We start from the raw sequence: 12,533 nt of genomic DNA, 5'->3' as shown, positions 1-12,533 counted from the left end.
AAACGACACCTGCAATGCGATGCAATCGAGGCCGGTGGCGCCACGTGCAACTCACCTGTGGCGCCGCCGACACTGGAGTGCTCTTACACGCCAAAAAACAACGCCACCTCGACGGTGGCGGTGTCTGTCTACGGTTTTGACTTGTCGCCGGTGACGAAGTCGGTTGCATTTTCCCAGGCACGCTTGACCGCATGACGGGCCTTGCTCCAACTCAGGCCTTCGGTGCCGCGCTTGGCTTCCCAATCACGGTGCAGTTCGGCTTCCACCTGATCATAGGCGCGGGCATTTTCGCGAATTCGCGCTTCGTGCCCGGCCAGATAGGCGCCCTCGTAATCTTCGTAACGGTCGCCTTCGGTGTAATACGGTTCTTCGGTGAAGCGCTCGCGCCAATAGTTGGATACGTTCTGGCTGCGGTCTTCGTCCGGTGCGCGGCCCGGAATCTGGTACGGCACGTTCATGCTCGTCTCCATCATTGCGAATGTGCAGATCAACTTAGGCAGCGAGGTGTTAACAGCGCGGCACGCGAGGTGACGACGGGATCAAGGCAACGCTGCATTGCAGGCGGATAGCCGCCGCCTTGTTGCCAGCCCAGCCCCCGGCATTGGCGTCATACCGCAGCAGACGCCGCTTCATACGGCAGGGGAGTTGCTCCGGCGGTCAGCAGCGCTGGCTCGGACGTGTGGAGTGTCTGCTCGTCGGCGTCGATGACCACCAACACGCGGCCGGATTCGATTTCATCTTCAAATTGACGCCGTACCGGGTCGGGCACGGTGGCACCGACCAGTGCCGACGACCAGCTGCCCACCAGTGCGCCCGCCAATGCCATGACCCCCACGCCGGCCAGGGTCAGACCGATCGGCGGCACGGCGACCGCCACCAGCCCTGCCACCAGACCGGCAGCACCGCCGGTTGCAGCGCCACGTGCCGCAGCCGGAACGAAATCGGTCTTGGCGTCCTTGCTCTCGTCCGGGACATCATGCAGTTCGATATCGGCACACGCGATCAGCGACAGCGCATCGTTGTCGATACCGGCACTGCGCGCTGACTGCAGCACGCGTTGCGCGCTTTCAAGATCGGGTGTGCTGTAGACGCGGCGCAGTTTCATCGCAAGCTCCCAGGCAGGTGAGAGCCGCAGCGTTGGGCGTGCGCGGTTAGGCGTGCGTGAGCGCGGCGCGAGTGCATTGCGAAGCTGTCAGGCAGGTGTGCGCGGGAACAGATAAAACGCCCACCCCACCAGCACTGCCGCACCGGCCGCTGCCAGATTCTGCCAGCTGGCGCTGGCCAGCAGCCCAAGCGAGAGCACCAGCGCGGCGACGGGAATGAGCGGGCCCCCCGGCAAGCGCAAGGTGTCGGTGCGGTGCCGATAGCGACGCGCCAGCACGATGACGGCGGCGGCAGTGCCGATGTAGGCAAACAGGCGCGTGACCATCGACAACAGCGCCAGCTGCGTGAATGAGCCCGACAACGCCAGTGCCAGCGACAGCACGCCCTGGGTGAGCACGGCCGCCGCCGGGGTGTGGAAGCGCGGGTGCACACGGGCCAGAAACGCCGGCCCATACCCGTCCTGCGCAAGCGCAAACAGGAAGCGCGGGCCCAGCATCACCGTATTGCTGGTGGTGCCCAGGATGGAAATGGTGGCGCCCACGGTAAGGATCAGCGCCAACGCCTCGCCACCGAAGCCGCTGGCCGCATCCGCCAACGGCGTGGGCGAAGCGGCCAGGTTAGGCAGCGTGCCTTGCGCCACCACCTGCACGGCGGAATAGATCAAGGTGACCGTGACGATCATGGTGATCAGGGCGAACGGGACGTCGCGGCGCGGGTTGCGGTATTCGCCCGCTGCGGCGGGGATGTTCTCGAAGCCGGCATAGGCAAACAGCAGCAGCAATGCGGCCTCGCCGAGATTGCCCATGTCGCGCAGGTCCGGCGCAGTGCCGGCAAACGCCCACGACCAGTCCACATAGAACAGGCCGATGGTCACGAACAGCAGCAACGGCACCAGCTTGCCGATCACCAGGGCGATCCCGGTGCGCGCGGCCGATCTGACGCCAATGACATTAATCGCGGTCAGCACGCCCAGCGAGCCGACCACCACCAGCGTGCGCGCCCAGGTCTCGGTGGACGCGGTCGGCCAGAACCGCGCGACCGCATCGGCCAATCCATTGCTCAGCGCTGCCGCCGAACTGATGCGGGTCAGCCAGATCATCCAGCCGATCTGGAAGCCGACGAACGGGCCGAAGGCTTCACGTGTGTAGAGATAGCTGCCGCCGGGCGTGTCGAAGTAGCTCGCCGCCTGCGCGTAGCACAACACCAGCAGCGCGACCGCCAGGCCGGCCAGCATCACCGCCCACAGGCTCATCGGACCGAGCAGCGCAGCCGTGGCCGCGGGCAACAGATAGATGCCGCTGCCGATGACGTCGTTGATCGACAAGCCGACGATCTGCCAACGGCTGACCACCCGTACCAGGCCGGTGGCATCGGGTGCGGGGGGCGGCGTACTCATGGTGCGGCCTCGGCCAGCAGGGGAAGCTGCCACTGCGCCTGCAGGCGCGCGTAGTCCGCGCGCGGCAACAACACGAACAGCGGGTGGTCTTCCGGTTTCAACCACGCCAGCAGGCGCTGCATGTCGGCAGGCGCCATCGCAGTGCAGCCGGCGGTGAACTGGCCCGGCGTGCGCCACAGATGCGCGAAGATGCAGCTGCCGCGGCCGGGCACGTTGCCGGGGTTGTGCGCGATGACGAAGCCCTCGCGGTAGCGCGTATCGCCGGGTTGCCGCAGGTCCAGCCGCATCGGCTCGGTGGAACCGGCGACGGCGCGTTCGCCGACCTGCGCGGCGTCGACGATGCGGTTGTACAGCGGCGAGTCGGGCACATCCATGCAGTAATGGGTGGCGCTCATCGCCTGATACGGCATGGCGCTGTCGATACGGGCCGCATCACCGAATGCCGGGCCGATGGCGAAGACGCCGGCCGGGCTGCGGCCATCGCCTTCGCGCTTCTGCGGGCCCTGCGGCTGGGCGGGGTGCAGGCCATCGCCCCAGGCGCTGCCGTGCCGGCCGAGCGCCACCGCGAATGCCGGCGCGGCCGGTGCCCATCCACCGTCCACTCGCGTAAAGGTCTGCAGGCGCGCCTGGGTGCTGTTCCAGTCGGGAGTGGTCACTACGATCAGTGCACGTGCCTGCTGCAGCGCCTGCATCGGTTCACCGGCGTGGGCGGCGCTGCCGCACAGTGTCAACGCCATCAACAGGGTGGATCGCAACAGGATGGCAAGACGCATGCAGGCTCCGGAGGCTAGGGGTGAGCTGAAACGAACGCGGTGCGTCCGTGCCGATCGCCGTGTGATCGCGCGAGGCAGAGACCGCGCAGGGCAGGTGCCGATGAGCGATACTGTACCCAGCAATGCGGCCGCGTGGCGCATGCCCGTGCATCGTGCACGCGTGGTTTGCCGCGCAGGCGGGCATGCGGCTGGCACGGCCCCGTCTTGCCCGCTGCCCGCGCTGGTGGCTGACGGGCGCCATATCGGCACGACCGACCTCGCCGAGGACGCGCTTAGTCCGGCAACAGCTCCAGCCCGCGGATGCGGCGGATGCCCAGCCCCGGCGAATCGTCGATGTGGATCTGCGCGTGGTCGAACCGGACGCCGCCATCGGTGGGGTCGAACTGGCCAAGTGCCGGCGCGTCCAGGTCGGCCAGGGTGATGCTGTGGGCCTTGGCCACGGCCAGATGCACGGCGGCGGCCACGCTGACACTGGATTCGATCATGCAGCCGATCATGCACGGCACGTCGTACACGGCCGCGATATCGGCGATGCGCATCGCGTTGGACAGGCCGCCGGTCTTCATCAGTTTGATGTTGACGATATCGGCGGCGCGGCGCTGGATCAGGTCGATCACCTGCGATGGCGAGAACACGCTTTCGTCGGCCATCACCGGGGTGTCGATGCGCGCGGTGACGAACGCGAGCCCGTCGACGTCGGCTGCCTTGACCGGCTGTTCGAGCAGCTCCAGCGCGATGCCGGCGTCTTCCAACGTCCGCATGCTGCGCACCGCCTGCTTGGGCGTCCACCCCTGGTTGGCATCCAGGCGCAAGGTCGCGCGGCCATCGACGGCCGCATGGATCGCCTTGATACGTTCGACATCCGAAGCGCTGTCCTTGCCGACCTTGATCTTCAGCGCCCGGTAGCCACGTGCAAGCGCCTGCTGCGCCTGCGCGACCATGATGTCGATGGCATCGGCGCTGATGGTGAGGTCGGTGGTGATCTGTGGCGTGCCGCCACCCAGCAACTGGTAGAGCGGGGCGCCATAGGCCTGCGCCCACAGGTCGTACAGCGCGATCTCCACTGCAGCCTTGGCGCTGGTGTTGCGTTCCAGTGCGTGCTGCACCAGCCCGCACAGGCGATTCAAATCGGCCACGTCCTGGCCGATCAGGCGCGGGGCGATGCACTGCCGGATCGCGGCGACGATGCTGCCGTGGGTTTCGCCGGTGATCGCAGCAGTGGCCGGAGCGGAACCGTAGCCGATCTGGCCGCTATCGGTCTGCAGCAGCACCACCACGTCCTCGATTGCGTGCACGGTGCGCAGCGCGGTCTTGAACGGGGTGTGCAGCGGCACGCGCAGCATGCCGAGGGTGAAGCCGGTGATCTTCATGGGGAATCGATCGGTGCGATGCGCTGGATGCGGGTGATGTGGTCGATGAAGGCGGTGCCGTCGGTGGCCAGCAGGGGCAGCAGCGGCGTCACCGACACGCCATTCAGGCGCGCGCGCTGCACGCTGCCGTCCGCTGCGCGGTAGCTGGCACCGGCGACATCGTGAATCACCCAGGGCGCACCGTCTGCGTGCCCGATCACCATCATCACGTGGCCGGGAATATAGATCAGGTCGCCGATACGCAACTGCGCCAGCTGTTGCAGCCGTTGTTCCAGCGGTGCGTCGGCGGTGAACGCGACGCCGCGCAGGACGCCGCTGCGTGCCTGATCGCCGGTGTTGCGCGGCAGCGCAATGCCCACGCTGCGATAGACATCCAGCACGAACCCGCTGCAATCGCGCGCGTGGTAATCGTTGCCCCAGCCATAACGCTCGCCAAGGAATTTGAACGCCTGGCGCAGCAGTGCCTCATCGGTGGCCGGTAGTGGACCCATGCGCACGTCGGCACCGCGTGGCACCAGCGCAGGGACCAACTGCAAGCGGCCATCGTTGCCACGCAGCGGCAGCTGCACCACATAGGCGGCCAGCGGTAACTGCCCGTTGACCGGCTGCTGCGGTGGCCAGGTGCGCTGCAAGGGCAGGCTGGTGCCCATGTCCAGCCACAGGGCAGAGACGGCCGGCAGCTCCGGCGTGTAGGCCGTCTGTACGCGTGCGCCGGTCACCATCAGGCGTGGGCGGCGCTGGGCATACTGCAATACGTCCGCGCGCGGACCTTCGGCAATCTGGTCGCTGGCGATCCATGCGGCGTAGTTGGACGCAAGCACGAACGCCCATGCGCCATCGGCACTGCTGTGCAGGACCGCGACCGGCGTGCCGGGGTAGAGCGCCGATTCCTGGAAGCGGTCGATGTCATGCTCGTCGGGGCCGCTGAACACGCGCAGCGCGCTGGGGAAGGTCCGTAGCGCGGCGCGCTTCACCACCAGCGCAAAGCGCGGCGCGACCTGGGCCGGGAGCGTGTCCAGTGCGAGCAGGCGGCGCAGCTCCGTCAACTGCGCTGGCTGGATCAGCTGCCCGTCTGCAGCGTAGAGCGTGCGTGTCGGTAGCGCCGACAGCGCCTCGATCTGCGCGCGCACCGTCGCGCCGGTCAGCAGCGCGGGCAGCTGCGCCAGATCGCGCATGGAGGCATCGTCGCGCAGCAAGCGTGTGGTGAACGCGTCGATCTGTGCGGCGTTCAGATGCGGCCGCTGCGCGTCGGGGCTGCGCCGGATCCAGTGGTCGGGGGTCAGCTGCGCATCGCCGACCGCAAACGGTGCGGCCGGCGGCGCCTGCACGCTGGCACGCGTGGTCGCTGCGCCGCAGGGCAGGGCAAGGGCGATCGACAGCAACGTCAGCAGGCAGCGCGGCAGGAACATGAAGAGCTCGGGATCAGGGCAGGCGTGGGCGAACTGCAAGGCACGTGACGCAAGCGGCAGCACGGCCGCACTGTGCGGTGGCGACCATGGCGCAGTGTACGCGGGGCGCCTGGCGCTGCGAACGCAGCGCAGGCGGATGCGGGCGCCGACCCCGCTGGCCGATATCCCGACGCAGTGCACGGCCACGCCATCAACGGCGATCCCGGTGCGGCGCAATCGGCGCGTTGCAGCGTCGCCACGCGCAGGCCCGCGTTGCCGACCACAGCGGCGACACTCGGCAGATAATGGCCGCGCCGGACGTAGCGCGGCCAACAGCGACGGCGCGGGCCGCGCGATTCCTCCAGGAGACAACGATGCTGTCCAGCTTCCCTCTACGCCCATCGGCCTGGCTGCGCGCAGCCATCTGCGCGGTGGCGTTGTCGCTGGGTGCCTGCGCCCATGCGCCGCAGCGCAACGCCCTGGCCGAGTGGGTGCCGTCGCCGAACTTCGATGCCCGGCGCCCGATCCTGATCGTGCTGCACTTCACCGACCAGCATTCGGTCCGGCAGAGCCTGGGCACGCTGCGTGGGCGCAACAGCGGGGGGCGCGTGAGTGCGCATTACCTGATCGGCGAGGACGGGCGTCGCTACCAGCTGGTCAGCGACGAGCAACGCGCCTGGCATGGCGGCGCCGGCCGCTGGGGCACCATCACCGATATCAACTCGGCCTCGATCGGCATCGAGCTGGACAACGACGGCAGCGAACCGTTCGCACCGGCGCAGATCGACAGCCTGCTGGTCCTGCTGGAAGACCTGTGCACGCGCCTGCGGATTCCACGCACGCAGATCGTCGGCCATGAAGACGTGGCCCCGACACGCAAGAACGACCCCGGACCGCGCTTTCCCTGGAAGCGCCTGGCCGACGCCGGTTTTGGCCGCTGGCCGGCTGCCGATGCGCCGCCCGCACCGGAAGGTTTCGATCCCTGGCAGGCGCTTGCCCTGCTCGGCTACAGCCTCGACGACCCTGCCGCCACCCTGCAGGCCTTCCACCATCACTATCGCGGCAACAGCGCCAGCACGCTGGATGCCGAGGATCTGCGGATCCTGCATGCGTTGACCGGGCCACTGCGGCCCTCGACGTCACCCGGTAATGTGGCATCAGGCGAGGGCGAGAGCCCATAGCGCCACGACGGCAAGAGTGTCTGGCCCGATAGAGGAGCAGCCGTGCATCACATCCACCACAACCGGCGTGCAGCTGACCTGCCGCGCTCCAGTGCCCGCGCCGTAGTGGTGCTTCTGGCCTTGCTGTTGTCGGGCGTGGGCGCGGCACAGCCGCATGTCTCACCCGCAACGACCGCTGCACAAGCCGGGTTGATCGATGCGCAGCGCCTTGCGCCCAACCTCGTAGTGGACCTGCGCTACGCGGGCAGCAACAACTTTACCGGGCGCGTGGTGCCTGGATATCTTGCGCCGCGGTGCTATCTGCTGCGTCCGGCTGCCGAAGCGCTCGCGCGGGTGGCGCAGCGGCTCGAATCCGATGGCTACCGCTTGCAGGTGTTCGACTGTTACCGGCCGGTGCGGGCCGTGCAGGCGTTCGTGGCCTGGGCGGCTGACCTGGGCGATCAATCGACCAAGGCCCAGTATTACCCGCGCGTGGACAAGCGCGCGCTGTTGGGCGACTACATCGCCGAGACGTCCGGGCATAGCCGTGGCGCGACGCTGGATCTTGGATTGCTGGACTGCCGGCACGGCGCCTGTGCGGCGGTGGACATGGGCACCGCGTTCGATTTTTTCGATACGCGGGCACATACCGATGCGCCCGAGATCACCGACGCGCAACGTGCCCAGCGCAGGCGCCTGCTGCGCGCCATGGCGGCCGAGGGATTCGCCAATTATCCGATGGAGTGGTGGCACTTCACCTTCCGGCCGGAGCCCACGCCGGACACCGCCTACAATGTGCCGGTGGAGTGATCGCGGCGGCCTTCCTGCTCGCATTGGAAGGGTGCGCGCGCCCGATGCCTGCACCTGCCCGAACGCTCGTACACTTGCGCTCCCGTGTCGTGATTGCCGATCTGGCGCATCCGATCCGGCCTGCCCGCTGCCGAGGAACCCCTCATGTCCGATCCGGAACGCTTTGTGGATGTCGCCTGCCCGTACTGCGGGGAGTGGATCACGCTGACACTGGACCTGAGCGGCGGTGATCAGCAGTACATCGAGGATTGCCAGGTGTGCTGCAAGCCGATCTCGGTCAACGTGGGCTGGGATGAAGAGGGCGAGGCGCAGGTGACTGCGCGCGGGCAGGACGATTAGGGCGCACCCCACGGCCTCCAGTTGATTGCATGCGCATGGTGCAGCGCTCGTTCCCCGGCATGAGCGTCGTCATGCGGCGGTGCGCGCGACCAGGGCGGCTGGCCTGTTCGCGCCTTCGTGTGTCGATCTGGATTGCAGCCGGATCCATGGCCGTAGCGGCTAGACTGGCACGCCAGCTGCCCGGATCAACACGATGAATCTGCCCCTGCACTTCGGCCTGCTCGGTTCGCTGGAGGCCGGCCTGATTGCGCTGGTGCTTGGTGTCCTGATCTTCGCCATCATCGAACATGTCGGGCGGCGTCTGCACTTCACCCATGGCCACACCCTGGGGATTGCCTGTCTGTTGGCGGTGGCGGTCGGCGCCGGTTACGACATCTGGCACCTGGTGTACACCAGCATCGTGCGACTGGAATCGCCGTTGTATGCACGTCTGGCACTGGCCAGGATCCATGACCCGAACGAACTGGGCTCGCGCGTCATCCTCGAGATTGCCGGCGCACTTGCAGGCGTGGTGGTGGGTTGGAAACTGTTCAGTTCCGGAAGCTGGGACGATGGCGCGCCCGGCGCGCAGCAATAGCTGAAAAAAGGCGGCGTGGTTCGCATAAATTTCCTTGTTGAATGCTCTGCTTCTGTTTGACTCACCCATGCCTAACACCCGGCTAGCGGCAACGCTGCCGGTTGTGGTTAAGAGGACGTTTTGCAGGAAATTGCGCCGGGTTGGGCGTTCATTTGCGATCGGTACGGTAGTGCCATGTGCGGCGACACCGCGCATTCCAACGCCCAAGGAGACCACCCAAATGAAGAATCGCAACCGCACCTCGCTGCTCGCTGCCACCGCCGCTCTTGCCGCCGCCCTGGCGCTGCCGGCCATGGCGCAGAGCACCTCGCAGGACGCCGCAGCGCAGGCGGGCAGTCCTGCTGCCTCGGCACAGTCGGGGAGCTCTGCGACCTCTGCCCAGGGCGGTGCCAGCTCCGGCGGCGGGCAGACCTGGGCCAGCGTGGATACCGACAGCGACGGCGCCATCAGCAAACAGGAAGCGCAGGTCAACGCGGGGCTGGTCCAGATTTTCGACCAGGCCGACGGCGACACCGACGGCAAGCTGACGCCGGACGAATACAAGGCCTTTGTCGCCAAGCAGCAGAGCGGCGGCGCAACGGGGTCGCAAGGTAACTGATCGAGTGTCTCGAAAGCCGTCGCCGTCCGTAGCGCTCCGGATACGAAGCTGCGAAGGGCTCGGCATCGCAACAGCGCGGGTCTGCACGCCAGGCACGCGTGACTGATCAGGATGGACACACGGGAGCGGCCTGCCAGGGCCGCTCCCGTTTTCTTTACGTGGTGCGCGTTACGGTGACGCCATTCGCTTCTGGTCTCGTCTTCATGCTGCAAACGCGCCTCAGCTTGCTCGCCGTCCTGTGCAGTCCACTGCTCGCGTCTGCCGCGCCACCGGAGTTGCCGCCCGCCACCCAGCAGACTGCAGCACCGTTCACCGGCGGCACCAACGCTGCGGGCATGGGGCCCTTGCCCATCGAGCCGCCGCCACCTGCCACGACCCCATTGTTGCCCGCCGATCCGTCGGGGCCGTCCCGCGGCAAGGGGGGCGCTGCGCCGTCGGGGGCACCCACCGCCGGCACGTTGGCGCCGCGCAGCTTCGACAGCCTGGACAGCGATGCCGACGGCTCGCTGACGCCGGCCGAAGCCGGCGCCGACCCGATCCTGCGCGAGAACTTTGCCGGCTTCGACAGCAACGGCGACGGGCGCCTGTCGCGTGACGAATTTGCCAGCTATCAGCCCGGCCCCGGCGACGTGGCAGGCGACTGACTGCAGCTGCGCGTCAGCGCGCTGCTAGACTTGCGCAATGACTTCTCTTGCACAGCGCGACGGCCAGGCGATCCAACTGGTCGGCTTCGACGGCGACGATACCCTCTGGAAAAGCGAGGACTACTACCGCACCGCCGAAGCGGATTTCGAAGCGATCCTGGCCCGCTATCTCGACCTGGGCGACAGTCGCATGCAGCAGCATCTGCTGGCAGTGGAACGGCGCAACCTCAAGGTGTTCGGCTACGGTGCCAAGGGCATGACGCTGTCGATGATCGAAACCGCCATCGAACTCACCGACGCGCGTATCGATGCGCGCGACATCCAGCGCATCGTGGAGATCGGCCGCGCCACCTTGCAGCACCCGGTGGAGGTGATTGCCGGTGTGCGCGAGGCGGTTGGCGCCATTGCCGCCCACTGTGCGGTGGTGTTGATCACCAAGGGCGACCTGTTTCACCAGGAGCAGAAGATCGAGCAGTCCGGTCTGGCCGACCTGTTTCCGCGGGTCGAGGTGGTGTCCGAAAAGGACCCCAAGACCTACGCACGCGTGCTGGGCGAATTCGACCTGCCGGCGCAGCGCTTCGTGATGATCGGCAACTCGTTGCGCTCGGATGTGGAGCCGGTGCTGGCGATCGGTGGCTGGGGGATTTACACACCGTACGCGGTGACCTGGGCGCATGAGCAGGAGCACGGTGTCGCTGCAGACGAGCCGCGCATGCGCGAGGTGCCCGATGCGTCGGGCTGGCCGGCGGCGGTGCAGGCGCTGGATGCGGTGGCGCGGCAGCAGCTGCCAGGCTGAGGGCTGCGGCGGCTGCGGCGGCTGCGTCAGGCGGCCGAGGCAGGGCCGGCATGTCCACGCCGGTGGTCTTCATCGGCCACCGGCGCGCCGGCCTGGCAAGGTGCAAGTCGGCGGGCCGGCCGCGCAAGACTGGCGCCTGGCCGGCGGCTCTGGCGCGAAGTGCCCATTGCTGATGTAGTGACGATGCGGGCGCCCGACGGCGCCCGGTAACAGGACGTTCCGGCCAGCACGCATGGCCGACCTTGGAGGGAATGCCCATGAACATGTTGTCCGTGATCCGTCGTGCAGGGCGGGCCGTCGCGCTGGGTGCGCTGATGGGCGTCGCGCCGCTGGCGGCTGCCGAACTGGAAGAAGAAGTCATCAATCCCAGCGAGGTGATCTTTCGCAATGGCCAGCCGTATTACGACGATGCAGGCCAGCATGTCCGCCTGCACACGCGGCAGGTGGGCAATGACGTGGTGTATTTCCGCACGGTGCGCTTCGATCGCGAACAAGGCTATGTGGATGCGCAGGGGCAGAGCATCGCCACCCTGCAGTCGCGACCACGGGCAAGTGACCGCGGCACTGCGTTCGTGGGCGACCGCGACGGGGGAAATGTCGGTGCCTACAGCGGCTACGGTTACGGCTCCGCACTGCGGTTGGGCGCGTCGCGCAACCGCCCCTACGGCCAGATCTATTACGGCAACGGCCTGTATGGCCCGGATCCGTACAGCAGCCCGCACAACCGCGATGCACGCCAGCGTTATCTCGGGCCCGGCTATGTGGGCGCCTGCGATCTGAACGGCTGCCGCGAGGTGCACTACCTTGGCATCTACGACCTGCGCTGACCTGTTCTGCATGCCTGACACCGGCACGGGCATGCGGCATCATCGCGGCATGTCTGCCTTGCGCTACTTGCTGTTGCGATCGCTGCCGTTGCTGGCGGCGTTGCTGGTTCCGTCGCTGGCGCTTGCCCAGGCTGCCGCTGCGCCGGCCGCCAGCGGCGTGCAGGACGCGGCAGTGCCCGCGGTGATGCCCGGGACCGGCGATGCGTGGGTGGACCAGCATCTGGCCGACATGGGCAGCTACGCGCAACGCTACCCGGACAGCTTCATCGACGAGGTGGCGCGTTACACCGGCACGCCGCGCGGTTACGTGCAGGCGCTGCTGCAGGTGCACGGCTGGCACGCGGGGGACATCTACTTCGCCTGCGTGTGGGCACAGACGGTGCAGCTGTCGTGTCGCGACAGCGTGCGGGCCTATAGCCGCGATCATCACGATGGGTGGCAAGGCGTGATCACGCGGCTGGCGGTGGCGCCGGACAATGCCCACATGCGCGCGTTGCGGCACGCCATCGTTGCCAGCTACGACCGGTGGGAGCGGCCGATCACCCTGGACGCGCTGTTGCGTCGCCAGCTCGGCGACCATGCGCAGCGGCTGGAGGCCGCGCGTCAGGCCAGCGAAGCGGCCGAGGCGGCGGCGCAGGCCGGGTTGTAACGCCGGCGGTGCGCGTACACCTCGCGCAGGGCTGTCTGCATGCCAACGCGCGCACGCGATGCTGCCGTGCAGCTGGTCGCCGCAGGGCACGGTCGGCGAGAA

The 12,533-nt window shown here is 67.6% G+C and carries 15 protein-coding genes; 9 read left to right on the top strand and 6 right to left on the bottom strand.

Going from position 1 to position 12,533, the window contains the following annotated elements; translation table 11 throughout:
- Nucleotides 1-128 precede the first annotated feature (128 nt).
- From ACCQ12_RS18375 to ACCQ12_RS18350, 6 genes are all read right to left on the bottom strand, one after another.
- On the bottom strand, nt 129-458 hold the full coding sequence (locus ACCQ12_RS18375; RefSeq protein WP_047694578.1) for a hypothetical protein: 330 nt from the start codon (nt 456-458) through the stop codon (nt 129-131).
- Between the two features lie 149 nt (nt 459-607).
- Nucleotides 608-1,105: a hypothetical protein gene (locus ACCQ12_RS18370; RefSeq protein ID WP_372382426.1), complete on the bottom strand. Its 498-nt coding sequence runs from the start codon at nt 1,103-1,105 to the stop codon at nt 608-610.
- A gap of 87 nt (nt 1,106-1,192) precedes the next feature.
- On the bottom strand, nt 1,193-2,500 hold the full coding sequence (locus ACCQ12_RS18365) for an APC family permease (RefSeq protein WP_372382425.1): 1,308 nt from the start codon (nt 2,498-2,500) through the stop codon (nt 1,193-1,195).
- Nucleotides 2,497-3,273: a L,D-transpeptidase family protein gene (locus ACCQ12_RS18360; RefSeq protein ID WP_372382424.1), complete on the bottom strand. Its 777-nt coding sequence runs from the start codon at nt 3,271-3,273 to the stop codon at nt 2,497-2,499. The genes ACCQ12_RS18365 and ACCQ12_RS18360 overlap by 4 nt, the downstream gene beginning before the upstream one ends.
- A gap of 272 nt (nt 3,274-3,545) precedes the next feature.
- Complete coding sequence (locus ACCQ12_RS18355) at nt 3,546-4,643, bottom strand: dipeptide epimerase (protein WP_166744103.1); 1,098 nt, start codon at nt 4,641-4,643, stop codon at nt 3,546-3,548.
- Nucleotides 4,640-6,052: a C40 family peptidase gene (locus tag ACCQ12_RS18350; RefSeq protein WP_372382423.1), complete on the bottom strand. Its 1,413-nt coding sequence runs from the start codon at nt 6,050-6,052 to the stop codon at nt 4,640-4,642. The genes ACCQ12_RS18355 and ACCQ12_RS18350 overlap by 4 nt, the downstream gene beginning before the upstream one ends.
- A 353-nt stretch (nt 6,053-6,405) precedes the next feature.
- Between ACCQ12_RS18350 and ACCQ12_RS18345 the strand changes: the two genes are divergently transcribed.
- The 9 genes from ACCQ12_RS18345 to ACCQ12_RS18305 all read left to right on the top strand — a co-directional run bounded on the left by ACCQ12_RS18345 (nt 6,406) and on the right by ACCQ12_RS18305 (nt 12,431).
- Nucleotides 6,406-7,212, top strand: a complete 807-nt coding sequence (locus tag ACCQ12_RS18345) for an N-acetylmuramoyl-L-alanine amidase (protein ID WP_355582101.1) — start codon at nt 6,406-6,408, stop codon at nt 7,210-7,212.
- 105 nt (nt 7,213-7,317) lie between these two features.
- Nucleotides 7,318-8,001 (top strand): M15 family metallopeptidase, encoded by a 684-nt coding sequence (locus ACCQ12_RS18340; protein WP_104581278.1) that lies wholly within the window; start codon nt 7,318-7,320, stop codon nt 7,999-8,001.
- 144 nt (nt 8,002-8,145) lie between these two features.
- Complete coding sequence (locus tag ACCQ12_RS18335) at nt 8,146-8,340, top strand: CPXCG motif-containing cysteine-rich protein (RefSeq protein WP_039405377.1); 195 nt, start codon at nt 8,146-8,148, stop codon at nt 8,338-8,340.
- 193 nt (nt 8,341-8,533) lie between these two features.
- A complete protein-coding gene (locus tag ACCQ12_RS18330; protein WP_372382422.1) occupies nt 8,534-8,917 on the top strand; it encodes a hypothetical protein in 384 nt (127 codons plus the stop codon).
- Between the two features lie 220 nt (nt 8,918-9,137).
- Nucleotides 9,138-9,515 (top strand): EF-hand domain-containing protein, encoded by a 378-nt coding sequence (locus ACCQ12_RS18325; RefSeq protein ID WP_047694591.1) that lies wholly within the window; start codon nt 9,138-9,140, stop codon nt 9,513-9,515.
- Between the two features lie 236 nt (nt 9,516-9,751).
- Nucleotides 9,752-10,159 carry an EF-hand domain-containing protein gene (locus tag ACCQ12_RS18320; RefSeq protein ID WP_372383661.1) on the top strand — a complete coding sequence of 136 codons (408 nt, stop codon included), beginning with the start codon at nt 9,752-9,754 and terminating at the stop codon, nt 10,157-10,159.
- A 37-nt stretch (nt 10,160-10,196) separates the two neighbouring features.
- Nucleotides 10,197-10,955, top strand: a complete 759-nt coding sequence (locus ACCQ12_RS18315) for an HAD family hydrolase (RefSeq protein ID WP_104581281.1) — start codon at nt 10,197-10,199, stop codon at nt 10,953-10,955.
- A 257-nt stretch (nt 10,956-11,212) separates the two neighbouring features.
- Complete coding sequence (locus ACCQ12_RS18310; RefSeq protein WP_372382421.1) at nt 11,213-11,782, top strand: hypothetical protein; 570 nt, start codon at nt 11,213-11,215, stop codon at nt 11,780-11,782.
- Nucleotides 11,783-11,813: 31 nt separating this feature from the next.
- Nucleotides 11,814-12,431 (top strand): hypothetical protein, encoded by a 618-nt coding sequence (locus ACCQ12_RS18305; RefSeq protein ID WP_372383660.1) that lies wholly within the window; start codon nt 11,814-11,816, stop codon nt 12,429-12,431.
- Nucleotides 12,432-12,533: the final 102 nt, after the last annotated feature.

This window comes from Xanthomonas sp. NCPPB 1068, assembly GCF_041479385.2.
Lineage (GTDB): Bacteria > Pseudomonadota > Gammaproteobacteria > Xanthomonadales > Xanthomonadaceae > Xanthomonas > Xanthomonas cannabis.
The sequence above is the reverse complement of the archived record's forward strand: the minus strand, read 5'-3'. Positions and strand labels throughout refer to the sequence as shown.

What these genes read in the sequence shown, in the direction of transcription:
- ACCQ12_RS18375 (WP_047694578.1), bottom strand. Translation starts at nt 458, where the DNA reads ATGAACGTGCCGTACCAGATTCCGGGCCGCGCACCGGACGAAGACCGC.
- ACCQ12_RS18370 (WP_372382426.1), bottom strand. Translation starts at nt 1,105, where the DNA reads ATGAAACTGCGCCGCGTCTACAGCACACCCGATCTTGAAAGCGCGCAA.
- ACCQ12_RS18365 (WP_372382425.1), bottom strand. Translation starts at nt 2,500, where the DNA reads ATGAGTACGCCGCCCCCCGCACCCGATGCCACCGGCCTGGTACGGGTG.
- ACCQ12_RS18360 (WP_372382424.1), bottom strand. Translation starts at nt 3,273, where the DNA reads ATGCGTCTTGCCATCCTGTTGCGATCCACCCTGTTGATGGCGTTGACA.
- ACCQ12_RS18355 (WP_166744103.1), bottom strand. Translation starts at nt 4,643, where the DNA reads ATGAAGATCACCGGCTTCACCCTCGGCATGCTGCGCGTGCCGCTGCAC.
- ACCQ12_RS18350 (WP_372382423.1), bottom strand. Translation starts at nt 6,052, where the DNA reads ATGTTCCTGCCGCGCTGCCTGCTGACGTTGCTGTCGATCGCCCTTGCC.
- ACCQ12_RS18345 (WP_355582101.1), top strand. Translation starts at nt 6,406, where the DNA reads ATGCTGTCCAGCTTCCCTCTACGCCCATCGGCCTGGCTGCGCGCAGCC.
- ACCQ12_RS18335 (WP_039405377.1), top strand. Translation starts at nt 8,146, where the DNA reads ATGTCCGATCCGGAACGCTTTGTGGATGTCGCCTGCCCGTACTGCGGG.
- ACCQ12_RS18330 (WP_372382422.1), top strand. Translation starts at nt 8,534, where the DNA reads ATGAATCTGCCCCTGCACTTCGGCCTGCTCGGTTCGCTGGAGGCCGGC.
- ACCQ12_RS18325 (WP_047694591.1), top strand. Translation starts at nt 9,138, where the DNA reads ATGAAGAATCGCAACCGCACCTCGCTGCTCGCTGCCACCGCCGCTCTT.
- ACCQ12_RS18315 (WP_104581281.1), top strand. Translation starts at nt 10,197, where the DNA reads ATGACTTCTCTTGCACAGCGCGACGGCCAGGCGATCCAACTGGTCGGC.
- ACCQ12_RS18310 (WP_372382421.1), top strand. Translation starts at nt 11,213, where the DNA reads ATGAACATGTTGTCCGTGATCCGTCGTGCAGGGCGGGCCGTCGCGCTG.
- ACCQ12_RS18305 (WP_372383660.1), top strand. Translation starts at nt 11,814, where the DNA reads ATGCGGCATCATCGCGGCATGTCTGCCTTGCGCTACTTGCTGTTGCGA.